This window comes from Bradyrhizobium sp. NBAIM01, assembly GCF_020194115.1.
Classification (GTDB): Bacteria; Pseudomonadota; Alphaproteobacteria; order Rhizobiales; family Xanthobacteraceae; genus Bradyrhizobium; species Bradyrhizobium yuanmingense.
This window is the reverse complement of record NZ_JADYVU010000001.1, coordinates 1,225,140-1,241,935: the sequence shown is the minus strand read 5'-3', so window position 1 is coordinate 1,241,935 and position 16,796 is coordinate 1,225,140. Positions and strand designations below refer to the sequence as shown.

Below are 16,796 nucleotides of genomic sequence, written 5' to 3'. Positions count from 1 at the left end.
AACCGCCAGAACTGCTGTGGTCCGGCGTCGCATCGTGCAGGCTCAGGCCAACAAAACGCCGGAACGACAATCGATCCGCAACCGCGGCTTCCAAAGCCGGATCAGACAGATTGCGCCAGATCCGGCAAGCAAGCAGCGAAGCAAGGCTTCCGCTGGATAACTGCCGTTACCGGCGCTGCTGCCGCCCCGCTTGCCGAGCAAGGATCGCAGCGGCACCCACACCGCCTCGACTTCATCCAGGATGCTGCTTCGCGGCGCCTGAACCAGCCCGTCCGCCAAGCTCATCTGGCCGACATTGCGCTCAACCATGGCTCCCCCCGCCAGAATCAGTCATGCTTTATAGAATAACCCGATCGCAATTGCCCAAGCCCTCGCTTGAGCAGAACATGCAAGCGCCGATAACCGAAGCGGCGGCACTCCTGAGCGACCGCCCGCATGCGTTGGCGAAGGCTCGCGTCGTCCCCGGCCGTAGGTCAGGATGAATCCGGGGAACGCGTCGAAGTGCATGCTTAAGATTGGGCCCGGCTCGTGCTGGACCGCCCGGAACGGCAGGACCGATATGGATCAAATACTGGGGCTCCGGCGGTGTGGCCAACAGGATAAGGCTCCATACTACTCGACTAACTATAAATTTCTGTGAGCTCGTCAGCCGTACGACCTTGGCGCTGGGCTGCCTACCGTCGTTCGCAAGCGCATTTGCTGCGGCGACCCTGTCGTGCCACCGGCTGCGGTTCTGTTGCTGTCAGCACGTCGAGCGCGCTGGTCTGATGCTGCCGAGTGAGCAACGGTATCGAAACAGATTTAGGGAGAGAGAGGTTTAGTGCCGCAACTCGGGACATGGTGCAGTGGCGTTTGTTGCCGATACCCTGCGAGACTCGAGACCGAGCCGATCTCTGATTAATTGGCGCATCAGGCTTCGTCATATGGTTGTGAACGGACTGCGGACTGCCTCTCCTTGCCTTCTGTCATGGCCAAGCCAGCATGATGGTTTGCACCGTCCATGACCTTTTGGATCGCTTGGCTCGAGTATGCGAGCTCGCGTGCCGTTCAATGACCGGTTGCATTAAAACCTCGCATTCTGGGAGGTGAGCGCAGAATCTCGGCAATATGAGCCGCTACCTTAGGAGAACGCGGCTCGGGGGGCCGGGTAGGATCGCGGCGCACACAGTTTTCTACCGAACGGACCAAGCTATTCAGATTGCCACTCTGCTGGTGAGCTTCCAGGACGATGGGACTTAAGTAACAAGGAAACGAGATTAATGAACGGCGCTGAAAGTCTGGTTCGTACCCTGGTTGCGGGAGGAGTAGACACCTGCTTCGCAAATCCAGGCACATCCGAGATGCACTTTGTCGCTGCCCTCGACCGTGTCGATGGTATGCGCTGCGTTCTCGTGCTCTTCGAGGGAATTGCAACCGGCGCTGCGGATGGTTACGCGCGTATGGCCGAAAAGCCGGCCGCGACCCTGCTACATCTCGGGCCTGGCTTGGCAAATGGTCTTTCCAATCTGCACAATGCCACCAAGGCGTCCACCCCGATCGTCAATATTGTGGGAGATCACGCAACCTACCACCGCGGCTACGATGCACCGCTCACGTCCGATATCGAGGGGGCAGCGAAGCCGTTTTCTGGTTGGGTCCGGACTTCGCCGAATGCAACGCGTGTTGCGGCTGATGGTGCGGCGGCTATCACGGCGGCGCGCACGGCGCCCGGTCAGGTGGCAACCCTCATTCTTCCGGCCGATACGGCCTGGAACGAGGGCAGTGGACCGGTTGCTGTCGCCGAGGCACCAAAACGAGTGCGGGTTTCGCAGGATTGCATCAAGGACATTGCCAGGGCGCTCCGTTCCGGAGAGCCCACGCTGATGCTATTGGGGGGGCTTGCGTTGCGAGAACGCGGCCTTGATCTGGCGGGGCGCATCTGTGCCAAAACTGATGCGAAAATCATGTCGCAAACGTTTCCCGGTCGCATCGAGCGCGGCGCTGGTCGCGTTCCCGTGGCCCGACTTCCGTACCCGGTCAACCAGGCGCGGGAGACACTTGCTGGACTTAAGCATATCGTTCTGGTGGGTAGCCGCATTCCGGTAGCCTTCTTTGCCTATCCGGATAAACCAAGCTTGATGGCTTCCGAAGACACGGAGTTTTTGACGCTTGCACGTGCTGAAGAGGACGTCCTGGATGCGCTGGAGAGACTTGCGAACGAATTGCAGGCCCAATCATTTCCGAGCCAGGCCGCGAAGCTAGCGCCGCCATCGCCTGCTACCGGCCCAATTACCGGCCCGAACGTCTCACAGTCGCTCGCCGCGCTCATTCCGGAAAATGCGATCGTGGTCGATGAATCAATCTCGGCGAGCGCCAGTTTTTTCGCTGCAAGCTGGAATTCGCAGCCACACACTTATCTCCAGAACATAGGCGGTTCGATTGGGCTTGGGATGCCGATGGCAACCGGCGCTGCAATCGCCTGCCCAGATCGGCCTGTGCTAAATCTTCAGGCAGACGGCAGCTCGATGTACGCTATTCAGTCACTGTGGACACAGGTGCGCGAGGGCCTGAACATTACGACGGTGCTGTTCAACAACAAATCTTACGCTTGCCTCCGCGATGAGTTGGCTAACGTCGGGGCGCAGAATGTCGGCCGCAAAGCTCTGGACATGCTTGATTTGAGCCGGCCTGACATTGACTTTGCTGGATTAGCTAGAAGCATGGGTATGGCTGCGGTTCGGGTGACCACGATGGACGAATTCAATATCGAAGTGGCCCGCGGACTTTCGACGCCAGGACCGTATCTGATCGAGGTACAGGTCACTTAGACGATTTCTCGGTGATTGGGTCAGGCGAGATACTCAGGGCCACCCATCGTTCGGTGAGGTTGTCTTATGTGGGAGAAGAATTCCATCGGGAGAAGGCTGCTGCAGAACAGACATACCTTTTAAGGCGTCAGCTTCTGCCATAGAAGCGCGGGTGGAGATGGTTTGCCCGTGATCTGCGGCCCATCTCCGTACGTCATGCTTCCAGGGCTGTTGCTTGGGACCGACGTTGTTGCCCCCGTCGGTTGCGGCGCCGGTCAGTTGACCAGGACGTTTGGCGTGCTGACCGGCATGGTTACGACCGTATGAGCAGAGGCATCATAGACGGGGAGAGGGCCGGGGGCCGCTCACGTCAGGTGGATGCCGGGCGGCCGGCGGCCTCAGCAGGTCGCGTTCGTTGAACTAGCTGTGCAACAAATTGAGGACAAGCAACGCATCAAGAGATGCTTCGGCAGCTCGCGTGACGGTACCATCGGCGCATTGATTCGGACTAGTCGAACGACCGAGAAAAATAGCTAGGATGAGATCTCCGCATGCGGCGGAATACACCGGAGCGGACCAGCGAAGGACTAAGCCGGCCGTTGAATTAGGACTGACGCTGGAAGCTCGTTTCGAGGGAGTAATTCGCGCTGCGCGGAACATTCTTCGGTACAATCTACAAGAACTATAGAATTTTACGCCGCTGTCATGTCAACATCCAGCCTGGACCAAGATACCAGAAGGAGGAAGCTCAGAATGTGTTTATTTATTCGGGTAGCCACCCTCACGGTCGCCGCAACGCTTGCTTTCGCTGCTATGGCCCATGCAGATGACTCGTTAGAGCGCGCTCAGAAAGGTGGCGTGACATTCGGCTTCTCTAATGAGCCGCCCTACGCCTACTTAAGTCCTGAGGGCAAACCTGCTGGCACTAGCGCTGAGATAGTCGTCGCAATTTTCAAACGGATGGGAATAACGGAAGTTCGCCCTGTCTTGACTGAATGGGCATCACTGATCCCTGGGCTTAAGGCTCGTCGCTTCGATGTCGTTGTACCGATGTTCATTTTGCCGAACCGCTGCCGGGAAGTCGCATTCTCAAACCCGATTTCGCAGACGGGAGCAGCGATGCTCGTCAAGAAGGGCAACCCCAAGCAGATCCAAAGCTATGAAGATGCCGCAAAGAACAAGGACGTCATTGTCGCGGTGATGTCAGGCGCAGCCGAGCAAGGCTTCGCGCGCAAAGCGGGCATTCCTGACGATCGGATTATGCCCTTGCAGGATCCTGGGGCATTGCTCTCTGCTGTAAAGTCCGGACGAGCCGATGCTGCTGCCGTTTCGCCAGGATCTGCCAAGTCGATGGCTGAAAAGGGGGGGGGCGACGTCGAGGCGGCGCAGCTGTTCCACTCGGCCCCCCGGGCGATCTCCTACAGTGCTCCTCCGTTTCGCAAGGAAGACGAGTCACTGCTAAAGGCCTTCAATAAGGCACTCAGCGAGTACGTGGGCTCTGCTGAACACAAAGCAATCAACGCGACAATTGGTCGGGGCGATGAAGTTCTGCCTGGAAACGTCACTTCTGAAGAATTGTGCAAGCGCGATTAGCGTAGTGCTGCACAAGAGTTCTTCGACATGGAAGTGATGACGTTCCTCCCAATTTTGCTAAAAGGGGTCGTGGTGACAATCCAAATCACCGCGGCCGCCTCCGTAGTTGCCATTGTGTTGGCGTTCGTGGCCGGCCTCGCCCGGCTTTCGTCCAACCGCGCGATCCGTTGGCTAGCGGTCGGTTACGTCGAGCTTTTTCGCGGCACGTCCTTACTTCTCCAACTTTTCTGGATGTTCTTCGTTCTTCCGAATTTCGGACTACGACTGGATCCATTTCCGGTGGCGGTGCTCGTTCTTGGTCTGAATATTGGTGCGTACGGATCCGAGATTGTCCGCGGAGCCATCGTCGCAGTACCTGCCTCGCAGGTGGAGGCAGCGATCGCGCTCAACATGTCGGCAAGCCTTCGAATGCGCCGTATCATCGTTCCGCAAGCCCTGGTCACGATGCTTCTGCCATGGGGCAATCTTCTCATCATACTTCTGAAATCCACAGCTCTCGTTTCCCTGATCACGCTGCAAGATCTGACGTTCCAGGCTTACAACCTTAATGTGCTGACGTTCCGGACCTGGGAGCTCTATTCGCTGACACTTGTCATGTACTTTGTGATGGCGCAGGCCATCGCTCTCGCTGTCGCCTTCCTATACCGGCGCCTGAGCAGTGGAATGATCAGGGGGTGGATGTGAGCGATGTCTTTGACTGGGGCTTCGCCTGGTCGATCCTTCCGCTGCTCGCGTCCGGCGCTTTGGTCACGTTTCAGTCAACGGTAATCGGGTTCGTTTTGGCCCTCGCAATCGGACTACCGCTGGCATTGGGCCGCCGCAGCCGATCATTCTTGCTCTTCATTCCTGCGACAGCAGTGATCGAATTCATCCGGTCGACGCCACTCCTTATCCAACTCTACTTCATTTTTTTCGTTGGGCCGCAATTTGGCATCAAGCTCTCACCGCTTATGGCTGGCCTTCTGGCGATCGGGCTTTATTATGGTTGTTTTATTGCAGAAGTTTACCGAAGCGGTATCGATGCAGTTCCGCGCGGCCAATGGGAAGCCGTCATGGCCCTCAACATTGGACGCTGGCGCGCATACCGGGCTATCATTCTGCCGCAGGCCATTCCGCCGATGATCCCGGCGCTCGGCAACTATTTGATCGATATCTTTAAGGCGACGCCGATTTTGTCCGTCATCACGGTATTGGAAATGATGACCCGCGCGAAGATGATCGGTTCCGAGAGCTTCCGTTATACAGAGCCAATGACGATCGTCGGCGCTTTCTTCCTTATCATGACACTAGGAGCCTCCTTTCTTGTCCGGCGCCTCGAGCGGCTATTGGGAGAAGTCCGGAGCAAGACGCCGGCCGGACTAACCGGCGTCTGAGCGGTCAAGCATCGAGCACCGCGCGAAGGAACGCTCGCGTGCGCTCGTGTGCAGGCTTATGGAAGATCACGTCGGGCGGGCCTTGCTCGACAATTTCACCTTCCGAGAAAAAGCAAACTCTATCCGCAACTTCTGAAGCAAATCCCATCTGATGGGTCACGATCAACATCGTGAGATCGTGCTCTTCTCCGAGCTGACGCATAACCTGTAGAACTTCGTGCACGAGTTCAGGATCCAAGGCCGATGTGATCTCGTCGAAAAGCAAGATTTTGGGCCGCATCGCCAGCGCCCGGGCAATTGCAACGCGCTGCTGTTGGCCACCGGAGAGCTGCGCTGGATAATGATCTTTGCGGTCAACAAGGCCGACCTTGCCGAGCAACGAAACTGCGCGCTCAATCGCTTCGTCCTTAGGTAGTCCAAGGACGTGAACGGGAGCCTCGATGACGTTCTGCAGGGCTGTCATATGTGGAAAGAGGTTGAATTGCTGAAACACCATTCCGATCTTACCTCGAATCCGCCGAAGATACGCCTCTTTCGCTGGCACCAGGCGGCCGTCGATGCACTCATGCGTAAACGACTCGCCCTCGACTTCAATGAGTCCGCCGTCTATCGGCTCGAGAGTCATCAGGGTCCTCAGCAGCGTCGTCTTTCCCGACCCCGAAGGTCCGATCAACGCGACCTTCTCGCCGCGGGCCACGGAAAGGTTCAGGTTCTTGAGCACGACGAGTGAGCCGAACCGCTTCATCACATCAATGAACTGGACGGCAGGCCGCCCCGTCTGCGCTGCTTCTTGCTTATGCGCATCATGCGATTGTACAGCCTCGAGCTCGTAAATTTTCATGTTCGCAACTCAGCTTTGCTGGAGGACTGCGCAGCCTCGCAGGCTGCCCTTTGGAACAGAATCCCGTGTTCGGGGGCCGTGATCCACCTTCGCGCACGGGATCCAAGAGGAGCGCCCACGATCAGTGTAAAGGTCAAGAACGAGAACAGCCGCCGGGACAAGTCTCGTGGCGGCGAGGCGAGCAAGGCCAAGGCTTCTATCGCTGTCTCTCTGGGCCCCCCGGAGAGCTTCGATTTTTGGTGCGGCCATCGAGCGAGTAGCGCGGGGCGGCATGCTTGTGAAGCTCGTTGAGGATCTCGAAATGAATGATGCCCGCGCTTGAACGCTTTGATTATCTCGACCGCAGCACGACGGCGCGGGGGTTGTTCGACCATGGGCTTTCGTATTTGTGGTCGTAGACCCCTCCCGTGAGCGCGGAGGCCGGCTGTAGCCATTCCGGAGCACATGCCGTGGGCGGCGAATGTGGCCGTTGGCGCGAGGGCGGGTCTGCAAACTTTGACATCCTTGGACGAAATTGCGGCGTCAGAGTGGAAGCTAGGCTAAACGATCTGCAGCCGAGAAATGGGTTGGTAATGAGACGATATTCCTTTGGCTCAATCCCCCTCATCAAATAAGCCTGAGTAAAACGGTGCCTGGCATAGAGCGCCGCGACTCGGAGGAACCATAGCCCTGCTTCGGCTCGTTGTTGGACGCTGGCGAGTGCCGATCAAGCCGGCTAGCGCGAGCTTACAAGGGTCGCGCAGGCGACGAAGCCGGGTCAAAAACACCGGAGGCTTGAGCCGGCCGCCTCGCACATTTGCCAATGCCATTGACAGGCTGCGTTCACACGTATATCTCGAATAGGTCCCTGGGAATACGAGAGAATGTTTCTGCGCCAGTTTCGGTAACGCGGAAGGTCTCGCTAATCACGTAGCCGAGGTCTTCATCAATCCAGTTTCCAAGCATCAGGTGGAAAGTCATATTTGGCCTGAGGACCGTCGAATCGCCGAGCTTCAGGCTGGCGGTGGGTTCAGTCCACTCGATCCCGACTGCGTAGCCGCACCGCGAGTCCTTCTCGAAACCGTGCTTCCTCAGTGTCGAGTAAAATGCCTCGGCGACCTCGCTGCATGTGGCGCCAGGCTTGATAGCGGCGAGCGCGGCTTCCATTCCAGCGACTTCTCCCTCATGGAGGCGGCGCAGCCGCTCCGAAGGCTTTCCGATCGTGAGCGTTCGCATCAGCGGTGAGACATATCCATGACGTACGCCGCCAAATTCGAGATTGATCTGGGAGCCGTTCCGGAACACATCTTCGCTCCATCGTATATGAGGGGTCGCCGAACGCGGCGAGGCACACACGTAAAAGCTCGCGAGATCGGTGCCTGCCCTACCATTGGTGCCCCGAACCAGAGTCGCAATAATTTCTGAAGCCGCATCTGCCTCTCTCACGCCCGGACGAATAACATCTCTTGCTCGCAACATTGCGGCGTCGCTGATGGCAGCAGCCTCACGCATGACCGCGATCTCTAAATCTGATTTGATGCCGCGGATCCAGGTAACTCCGTTCGTGAAGTCGACGATCGTTGCGTCGGACATCCTTGTTTTGAATTTCTCGATCGAGCGATGTGTCAGGAAGTTCATCTCCAGCCCGATCTGCCGGCGGGCGAAACCATTATCACGGAGGAAATCGATCACGGCATCAAAACCGTCCATGTCCGGATTGGCGATAAGCGCCTCGGGATAGCCGTTGACCCGAGTCCGCTCGATGAACATTTGATGCAGTGCAGCTGGCGCATCCTGCCGGCGAGTGAAGAAAGTCGGTTCTTCATTTTTCAGGGAAACGATCAAGCCTTGTGGGACATATCCGGATTTGGAAGTGTAGCCAGAAAGATAAGTGATATTTGCCGAAGTTGTGACCACCAGCACATCGATCTCACGCCGTTCCATTTCTGCCTTAACAGCGGATAACCTTCTCAGATATTCATTCCGCGGGAATGGCTGTGGCCCTTTTGGCATTGACATGACGTGGCTCCCTTCAAGTGTTGAGCTTTCAGTTTGGATTTGCGGAAGAACAATCCTTTCTAGTGCACGGGTTTGTTGGCTTCACATGCACGCTTGCCCGATAGAATCCTCGGCGCTTGGCTCAATCTTCCAACGTTCGGGAGGCAATCACAATTCCGGCTTTGGTTTCTCTCTCAGGGGGGCGATGGCAGATTGCGTCCGTTCGAGCCCAAATGGCCTAAGCCGCTTGTGCGCATGAAACCAGATTGTGTCGGTGTTTTGAATGAGCAGGGCCGGCAACACGGATTTGACTATTATCAACGTGCTCCGACTTCGCGTCAGTAATGATCCCGTCAAGCTCGAGCACACGCTCCGCTCCCCGAGCCGATTGGCAGCGAAGAAATTGGCATGGGTGATCGCTGCCCGGTCAGGCTCATTCGTGTAACGTTGGCTTTGCAGAAGCGATTATGAAAACTTACGCGTTGATGAAGAAGAAAGCCGGCAAATTTGCAGGGAGCCCGCATTTTTGCGGCGCTGCTTGCGCCACGGCGCAGAGCTTCGTCGTACTCATCCTAATTCATCATTCACAGATCTTCACTTCCGGGCTGCATATCTGAAGTCGCGTTTTGCAACGAATACAAATTGCTCGAAAGGTGAGTCCAACCCTCGATTGGGCTGAATATGGCTTTTCGCGCCATCCCGCCGCAAAGGCGGAGTGAAGGACAACACGGACGAAGAGAAGATATCTGCGGCGGTGTTCGCCAACATCGAGCTCGCTGCCGAAGCAGGCCCGGTCGCCCAGATTGCCTCGTCAGCGGTTGATAGTGCTATAGAGGTTCAGCGCGCCACGGTGCCTGCGGACACGCGATGCCCGCATCTGCTCTCTCGAGAAATTTCCGCAATGACCTTCGCGGCGTGCCTGGCCTCAGGGCTGGTTGAACGGTCTCCCCGGCAAGCTCGCCCGTCGTCTCGCCCTACTGTGCTCAACCGGGTTCAGGTGCCAACCGCATCCGATGGGTCGGGACTCACCTGCACCAACATCTTTCCGAAATTGTCGCCACGCATCGTGTCGGTGAATGCTGCCGGAATTGCGCCCAGGCCCGAGCGAATGTCTTCGCGATACCTGATCGTTCCGGCAGTCACCAATGGCCCGACATAAGCCAGCATTTGGTCAAGATATTCCGCAGCAAAATCGCGGACCTCCACGTTCTTCGCCCGAACGTTTCGCGCTTTGAATATCGGCTCCGCGAGCCTCATCAGTGCCGCACGCTTGGCGACGCCGCCGTCTTCATCGCCGTAGGTGGAGATGGTGCCGCAAATCGTCATTCGGGCGCCCTGATTGAACAGAGGCAGCACAGCCTCGAAGACTCTGCCGCCTATATTCTCGAAATAGACGTCGATGCCCGCAGGACATGCCGCGGCGAGATCAGCCTCCAGAGCTGGTGAAAGGTGGGAGACACAGGCGTCGAATCCCAAATCTTGGGTTACAAACCGGCACTTGGCTTCGCGGCCGGCGACACCGACAACGCGTGCGCCGCGCTGCTTGGCTAGTTGACCGGCAATCTGCCCCACCCCGCCTGAGGCGGCCGAAACCACCACGGTTTCTCCGGCGAAGCCATCAGGTCCATTCCCGGATAGGCTGTGAGGCCGAGCATGCCTAGCACGCCGACAGCATGCGAGATGCGCCCCACCGATGGATTGAGCTTACGCGGGACCATGTAAGCGGGTCGCCAGACGCCCTCGCCAATTAGCCCGTATTCGGCCCAACCGTTGGTATTAAACACGAAGTCGCCCGGGGCATACCCATCGAGCTTGCTCTCGATCACCTGGGATACGGTGCGCGCATGACAAGGGGCGCCATTCGGCGCCAACCGTTCGCGAGCGTAGTATCACTGATAAGGATCAAGAGACACGTAGATGGTCCGGGTCAGCGCCTGGCCCGGACCGGGGGCCGGGACCGCGCGTTCCTTCAGCACGAAGGTGTCGGGTTGCGGGAAACTCGGCACGGCCCCGTCCGCTAAAGTCCAGTGTCGGTCTCTAGGCATGGCTCACTCCCTGTTTACTTGAGCTAAACTCACAACGTCGACGCCAGGATCGCACCTAGCTCTGTTTGTTGCCAAGGCCGATAGGATCTGGGTTACGAGACCGTGAATTCCAGCCACAACGCGACCGCTATCAAACACGGTGCAGCGAAGGTCGCGCAGCATTTCATGAGTTATAGGGATTCATCGCGGAATTTCGGACCATTCGCCCTCCTTTTGGCGGGTTCTCTGCACATTGGCCCCCCGTATTTTGGAAACCCATGTTGGCACCAGCGCCCGCGCCGATACGCTGTGTCTCAGCGGTCTGAATTCCGGCGGGCAGCTAAAATGAACGACAGGGGGCCGACAGCCGCATGCAATCGGGCAGGGGCGCCGCTGATCCGTGCTCGTCCGTACGGCCATTGTCGAGCATTGCCGGGCGCTTGTAGAATGACTCTTTCGATGTTTCTCGGCATGAATCAGCAGCCACACGTCGCCGCCGCTCGCTGGCCGCTCTTAAGGAGCGTGATGGACGGAGTAGCGCCCAATCGGCGTTGCCTGAATCGACTACATCAACACAGCGGCAGGAGTCTTCCGCCAGAGGGCGCTTGCCGAAGTCGCCGGTCAATGATTCTTGGGACGGTCTTTGCCTGATCGTCAGAACACACTTGACCGAGATCCCGGATATCAGGTGGTCAATTTCACCATCGTCTACGCCAGGTGGCGCGGCGCTAGCGCTCAGAAAGGGAGCCAAAAGACCAGATCAGATGCTAGGTCGTTTAGGAGGAAGCCTGAGCACAAAGGTCGCCGCATCGGCGTTCCCAACTGCGGACGGCCAGACCCTCGCGGTCACTCTCGCTCACCAGCTCGATGCGCTGCAAGCTGCTGCTTTGCTCGAAGACGTTCCCCGCCGAGGCAGTCAAGGCCGTTCCTATGACGCCTTTGCACCAAGCCAAGCGGTCTTGGAGCCGTGTTCTTTCCGCATGCCATTGGACAAGTAGTTCCTTTGGATGTTCTTGAATGAAATTCTAAAGGCGGGCAGCTGCATGCGTATCACGTCCCCGCTGCATGGTTATGTGCAGTGCGATGCGCGCTGTAGTTGAAAACAATCGCGCTATTCTGCAATTTGCAGGATTTCCACGCAGTTGGGTAAATTTCGGCGCCTACTTGCGGTCGATCCCCGATTAGATCTTCTCCATCAATATGGGAGGAGCAGCGATGAGAAGTGCAGCGCGGCCGACCGTTAATCGGGACGATTTGGAGTGCGTTCAGGGGCGCATTGCCTTTGTTCGGCGCGCGCCTTCCGAAAAAGCTCCCGAAGCGAAAGCTAGCAAGGGATACGCAGAACCAATGGTGAGCTACGACGTCACCATTCGCAATGCGCGTCCAATCGTCGGCGACCTTTCTCTTGACCGGGAAGGCTTCACTCTGATCCAGCACCAGATCTCTTGTGCGAACGAACGTGATCCAGAGATAATGCGAGAGAAGTATCTCCACGAAATGATCCCCTTCATCAAGAGCTACTTCAAAGCCTCGCGCGTTGTGGCTCGCCGGCAAGCCGTAGTCATTCGTGATACGGGTGAGGCCTCCGCTTCCACTCCGCCGGGAGAGGAAAATCGCCAGCTCGTAAACACCAACGTGGCTGGATTTGCTCATATCGATTACTCTCCCGTCGCCGCTCCGATGCTTGCCGCGCTCGCGAACCAACAGCAGGGAATTGCGATTCAGCCATATTCTCGGTTGATGCTGATCCAGGCGTGGCGTGCTCTCTCGCCGCCTCCACAAGACCTCGCCCTGGCATTCTGCGACGGCACGTCCGTCCTGGATACTGATCTTGTCAACACCAACTTCGAGAACTATGGGGTCAAGCACGGGAGCTGGCTTGTTCATCACAGTCCGTCTCACCGTTGGTACTACTTCCCAGAGATGAAGCCGGATGAGTTCATCCTATTCAAAGGGTATGATTCCGAAGATGGTTTCAACCCGAGGTCCACTCATGCGGCCTTTGACAACCGCCGCGCATTTCCCAATGCAAAGCCTCGCAAGAGCATCGAGGCTCGCTTCTTCGTGTACTTCGATTGAGCGGCCGGGTGCCAGTTGAGCAACTTCACACTGCCTAAGCGTTGCGCCCAACATATGGGGGTATTCATCAGATGGCTACAGTTCTGATCACAGGCGCGAACCGGGGCATTGGCCTCGCGCTCGCGCGGCAATATGCGGCCAAGGGAGCTGAGGTGATCGCCTGTTGCCGCGATCCGGGAAGGGCCGATGCGCTTGATGAACTCGCGGCGGCGTACAAGGGCCGAGTGCGGATCTTGCAGCTCGACGTAGCTGACCAAGGCTCGATCGCATCCCTCAAGGACGCGCTCGGGAATCAATCGACATCCTGATCAACAATGCGGGGATTAGCGATCCACGAGCGCGGTCTGCCGATCGGATCGACGCAGACATCTGGATGGCGGCCATGCGCGTCAACGCGCTTGCCCCGATGCTCATCGCCTTTGCGCTACGGGACAATTTGCGGCGAGGAGCGGAGAAGAAGCTCGTGGCGATCACCAGCATTATGGGCTCCACGAGCACGGCCGGCGGCGGGAGCTATGCTTACCGGGCGTCGAAGGCTGCTCTCAATAACGGTATGCGCGGGCTGTCTCGTGATTGGGAACGCGACGGTATTCTTGTAGGTTTGCTAAATCCCGGTTGGGTGCAAACAGACATGGTCAAAGGACAGCCGGCTTGGATTTCACCAGAGGAGTGCGCGGTTGGTCTTATCAGCCGAATCGACGAGCTCTCACCCACCACCAGCGGTGTGTTTCAGGACTACCGAGGGGTGGTGAGCCGCTGGTAATAGCCGAAAAGGCGTGACCCGGGGGAGGGTGCAGCGCGCGAGGTCGATGCCAGCCACGGCATCCTGGTTGCGACGCGATATTCGCGAGATGGGGGCTGACCGTATCTCGTGCTGTCGTATCCATCAGGCTCCGGTCTCAGGGGCGACCCATTCGCCACAATGTGCAAGAATGAAAGCGGCGACCCGTCTCTGGCTCAACGTGGAAGGTGAGCCCTCGATCCTAGAAGGCGAGCTCGCGATTAGCCGATTGAGAGTCGCATCCGTAAGAGCGGACGATCGCCGGCAGCCTCCACGGCTCTATGATGGCCAGCGCATGGCCCGGCCGGCTAGCCGGGCGCTTGGGGCGCAGATCCCCGCCTTCGCCGGCGATTCTAACCAGGTTCTGCACAGGCGCGTTGTGGGGCTCAATTTGGCCCTTCGCTGGCGCAGCGTTTCCTGCGTGTTGAGCTCGAACCAGCCGCCCATGCGCAGTACAGCTCCATCATATCTATTAGCCGCCTGCTCAGCGACTAAACCCGGCTCAACCGATGCGACGGCGTCCCGCATGATTTGTTTCAGTTCTGAAGGGGCTGAGCTGGCCGATCACGCTAGCGGCACATTATGGAACTCCTGCTCAAATTGAGAAAAGCCGCAGAATAACTGCAATTCCAGCGGGTCTTTTCGCGCACAATGCGCGGCGGCCTTTCGCTACACTTTGTGTTGAATACAGACTGGCGCAGGTTAGATGGCACATGCGGCGCGACTTTCACTGACCGCACGGGTAAAACCGAAATTTGTCAGCAATGCATTTGAGGGTCCAAATCCCTTTGCCTAGCGCGCTCCCCGCAAATGAGCACCCCAAGGGGGGCGTTTCAGATGGCCCTTTGCACAGCTATGACGTTGATGTTCGTAACACGCGTTCGATAGCTGACGATCTCCACCCCGATCGAAGAGGCTTTATTACAATTCCGAGCAAGGTGAGCTGGGCAAACAATCTGGTCCAGGCCCCATGCGCGATCGGTAAGCGCAAACAGTGGTCCCTTCAAGTTCAACGCCTCGTCGCGTGTGCCAGAGCGGGAAGCAGTAATTGTTCGATCGGCCGGCACCCTTCCGGGGAGGGGACGGCGCTGGAGTGAAATCGCAGTGCGCCCATGCGTTCGATGGCCGTTTCTTTGACTGAGCGGGGAAGGTGGCGGCGGTCATTGCGGAGAAAGGCTCGGTGCGTGCAGGGTGTTAAACAGAGGCCGTTCGTTGCATGAGCACAGTTTCGAACGTTGCGGTCTCGGGGCTCCAGGCCTTGCGCCCGCTTTGTAATCCGCGGCAGGTAAGCAGTGTGACCGCCTATTGCCCTGAGCTGGCCACAACCGGCCCGCCTGGCGATGTGCAGCTCGCCCGGTCACAGATCCTGCTCTCCGCCGCCAGCCGGTCAATCCGATCGAGATCGGGAGATAGATGACCGCGCGGTGCATCAATGCCTTCGCCCCTGTACCCGGCGGCTGAGGAGACCTGGGGCGGCTTGATGCGCTTCTCTGAAAGTAAGCTCGCCACTATCTGCAACGACATGGGTGGCGCTGACATCGCCGGACGCGGCATAGGTGCTTACGAGACGCCTTGGGCGGTACTTAATGCTTGCACGTACTTGTCGCCGCACGACTCCGGCGCCGGTACTTACACGGGTCTGCTAGAGGCAGGTGTGTCTCAACTTCACCTTGCCCGACTGATGCGCATGCGACTTCAGCTGCGATATCGTTGAGCTCGCACTTGTCACTAACGATCTCTCTAGAGCCGGAACGACGGCGATCCGATGGTCACCAGTCTACCCCTTGGCGCTTGAAGAGCGGGTGCGACCGTCGCGACCGGATGATGTTCCCGGTGTGTCGGGAGATGTCGGTGAGGGGACTACTACTAGGTAAGTGCTTGAACTTTTGTTTCATCAAGGGAGGGACGCTATGACCAAGCGAAATGTTGCTGGAAATCAAGTCCGCGGCCTAAACCGACGCTCGCTCATTCAATCAACGGCGGCGTTACTTAGCGTGCCGTTTGTGGCCACGGCCACGAGTGCTGGGGCACAGGAAAAGCTTGCCGGGAGCGGCGAGGTCGTCGTGTTCTCATATGGCGGTTCATTCACCGATGGAGTGAGGCGAGCCGTCTACGAGCCATTCACGAAGGCGACGGGAATTAAGGTCGTCGACGTGGTGGCCGATTTTTGCGAACCACAGCTAAAGGCCATGTACAGTGCCGGCCGTATGGACTGGGATGTCGCCTTCCCGGACGCGCGGAACTATCCAGAATTGCGTGAGACCGGGATGTTCGAACCAATCGACTACAGTCTGTGGGACCAGGAGTCGCTTGATGGCACGCCGGCGGACGCGCGTTTGAAGGACGCGTTCGTGGCGGGGCAGACGACGATTGTCATCATTAGTGACGAACGCGTATTCAAAGGGAAGGGCCCGAAAAACTGGGTAGAATTCTGGGACGTCAAGAACTTTCCCGGCCACCGCGGGCTTGCCGGTACCGTCCAGGGTCAGCAGAACATCCTTGCAGCTCTTGTTGCCGACGGAGTGTCCCCGAAGGATATTTGGCCGATGACTGACGACAAGCTTGATCGCGCTTTCAAAAAGCTGAGCGAGCTCAAGCCGCAGATTTCAAAGTGGTGGACGGCTGGCGGGGAGCCGGTTCAACTGTTGCTCAACAACGAATACGCCATGAGCAGCACGTATAACAACCGTGCGGTTCAGGCGATCCAAAAGGGCGCACCTATCAAAATGTCGTACGATAATTGCTACCATACTCGTACGTTTGGCACGCTTATGAAGGGCGGCCCTAACATTAGTAACGGGCAAAAGTTCGTGGCGTTCTTGAATCGCGCCCCGATTGCGGCTGCGTGGACGCAGGGCACCGGCTGGCCTGGCTCTAACGTAAATCAGCTCAAGTACCTCCCAGCGGACTTGGCCGAGCTATCCAGCGTAAATCCACAGAACTTCTCGAAGGTCATTGTCGAGGACTCTGACTGGCTGGCGGCCAAACGGCCGGACGAGAAGACGAACCTAGCGCACGTCCAGGAGCGATGGCTGGCGTGGCGGGCACAATAAGAATCCAGAATGGCCAATGCTGGATTGCCGGCAGCGCCCCTATGGTCCAGGTCCGTCGTATCGCTGGGCCTGGCGCTGCGGCCCGAAGCAAACGTCAATGTTCACTCGCATATAGAGAGGTCAATCGCGGAAATCCACCAGGCTGCCGAATGAATGATACGGCGTGAAGGGAATATCGTGCTGAACATCTGACGAATATCGATGATTCTTGAAACAACCCCCCGACTGCTGACCAATTGTCCTTCCCGGCCGCCCGAGATGTAACTGCAAACTACATCTCATATCAGCC

Annotated in this window: 11 protein-coding genes and 1 pseudogene; 7 read left to right on the top strand and 5 right to left on the bottom strand. The window is 57.8% G+C overall.

Annotated elements, in window-relative coordinates; genetic code table 11:
- Positions 1-42: 42 nt before the first annotated feature.
- A complete protein-coding gene (locus tag I6F31_RS36355) occupies positions 43-309 on the bottom strand; it encodes a hypothetical protein (RefSeq protein ID WP_249788067.1) in 267 nt (88 codons plus the stop codon).
- Between the two features lie 950 nt (positions 310-1,259).
- Here I6F31_RS36355 and I6F31_RS05410 point away from each other — a divergent pair.
- The 4 genes from I6F31_RS05410 (at position 1,260) to ehuD (ending at position 5,752) form a co-directional block, all read left to right on the top strand.
- On the top strand, positions 1,260-2,807 hold the full coding sequence (locus tag I6F31_RS05410; RefSeq protein WP_225184961.1) for an acetolactate synthase large subunit: 1,548 nt from the start codon (positions 1,260-1,262) through the stop codon (positions 2,805-2,807).
- 732 nt (positions 2,808-3,539) lie between these two features.
- The gene (ehuB, locus tag I6F31_RS05405; protein WP_225184960.1) at positions 3,540-4,379 is read left to right on the top strand and encodes an ectoine/hydroxyectoine ABC transporter substrate-binding protein EhuB; all 840 of its coding nucleotides are present in this window, start codon (positions 3,540-3,542) and stop codon (positions 4,377-4,379) included.
- A 27-nt stretch (positions 4,380-4,406) separates the two neighbouring features.
- Positions 4,407-5,063, top strand: a complete 657-nt coding sequence (ehuC, locus tag I6F31_RS05400; protein ID WP_225184959.1) for an ectoine/hydroxyectoine ABC transporter permease subunit EhuC — start codon at positions 4,407-4,409, stop codon at positions 5,061-5,063.
- Positions 5,060-5,752, top strand: a complete 693-nt coding sequence (gene ehuD / locus I6F31_RS05395; protein ID WP_225184958.1) for an ectoine/hydroxyectoine ABC transporter permease subunit EhuD — start codon at positions 5,060-5,062, stop codon at positions 5,750-5,752. Before ehuC ends, ehuD begins: the two co-directional genes overlap by 4 nt.
- A gap of 4 nt (positions 5,753-5,756) precedes the next feature.
- Here the strand turns inward: ehuD and ehuA are convergent, their stop codons facing one another.
- From ehuA to I6F31_RS05375, 4 genes are all read right to left on the bottom strand, one after another.
- On the bottom strand, positions 5,757-6,593 hold the full coding sequence (gene ehuA, locus I6F31_RS05390) for an ectoine/hydroxyectoine ABC transporter ATP-binding protein EhuA (RefSeq protein WP_225184957.1): 837 nt from the start codon (positions 6,591-6,593) through the stop codon (positions 5,757-5,759).
- A gap of 822 nt (positions 6,594-7,415) precedes the next feature.
- Positions 7,416-8,591, bottom strand: coding sequence for a Xaa-Pro peptidase family protein (locus I6F31_RS05385; RefSeq protein WP_225184956.1), 1,176 nt, complete (start codon positions 8,589-8,591; stop codon positions 7,416-7,418).
- Positions 8,592-9,563: 972 nt separating this feature from the next.
- Positions 9,564-10,169, bottom strand: coding sequence for an NADP-dependent oxidoreductase (locus tag I6F31_RS05380; protein WP_225184955.1), 606 nt, complete (start codon positions 10,167-10,169; stop codon positions 9,564-9,566).
- A 290-nt stretch (positions 10,170-10,459) separates the two neighbouring features.
- A complete protein-coding gene (locus tag I6F31_RS05375; protein ID WP_225184954.1) occupies positions 10,460-10,615 on the bottom strand; it encodes a hypothetical protein in 156 nt (51 codons plus the stop codon).
- A 1,194-nt stretch (positions 10,616-11,809) separates the two neighbouring features.
- Here I6F31_RS05375 and I6F31_RS05370 point away from each other — a divergent pair.
- From I6F31_RS05370 to I6F31_RS05360, 3 genes and pseudogenes are all read left to right on the top strand, one after another.
- The gene (locus I6F31_RS05370; RefSeq protein WP_225184953.1) at positions 11,810-12,673 is read left to right on the top strand and encodes a CmcJ/NvfI family oxidoreductase; all 864 of its coding nucleotides are present in this window, start codon (positions 11,810-11,812) and stop codon (positions 12,671-12,673) included.
- Positions 12,674-12,725: 52 nt separating this feature from the next.
- Positions 12,726-13,433: pseudogene (locus I6F31_RS05365) on the top strand (SDR family NAD(P)-dependent oxidoreductase); the annotation flags it as partial.
- Between the two features lie 1,931 nt (positions 13,434-15,364).
- Positions 15,365-16,507, top strand: a complete 1,143-nt coding sequence (locus tag I6F31_RS05360; RefSeq protein WP_225184952.1) for an extracellular solute-binding protein — start codon at positions 15,365-15,367, stop codon at positions 16,505-16,507.
- Positions 16,508-16,796 lie beyond the last annotated feature (289 nt).

Coding starts and splice junctions, on each gene's coding strand:
- I6F31_RS05370 (WP_225184953.1), top strand. CDS start 11,810: ATGAGAAGTGCAGCGCGGCCGACCGTTAATCGGGACGATTTGGAGTGC.
- I6F31_RS05360 (WP_225184952.1), top strand. CDS start 15,365: ATGACCAAGCGAAATGTTGCTGGAAATCAAGTCCGCGGCCTAAACCGA.
- I6F31_RS05410 (WP_225184961.1), top strand. CDS start 1,260: ATGAACGGCGCTGAAAGTCTGGTTCGTACCCTGGTTGCGGGAGGAGTA.
- I6F31_RS05385 (WP_225184956.1), bottom strand. CDS start 8,591: ATGTCAATGCCAAAAGGGCCACAGCCATTCCCGCGGAATGAATATCTG.
- ehuB (WP_225184960.1), top strand. CDS start 3,540: ATGTGTTTATTTATTCGGGTAGCCACCCTCACGGTCGCCGCAACGCTT.
- I6F31_RS05375 (WP_225184954.1), bottom strand. CDS start 10,615: ATGCCTAGAGACCGACACTGGACTTTAGCGGACGGGGCCGTGCCGAGT.
- I6F31_RS36355 (WP_249788067.1), bottom strand. CDS start 309: ATGGTTGAGCGCAATGTCGGCCAGATGAGCTTGGCGGACGGGCTGGTT.
- ehuC (WP_225184959.1), top strand. CDS start 4,407: ATGGAAGTGATGACGTTCCTCCCAATTTTGCTAAAAGGGGTCGTGGTG.
- ehuA (WP_225184957.1), bottom strand. CDS start 6,593: ATGAAAATTTACGAGCTCGAGGCTGTACAATCGCATGATGCGCATAAG.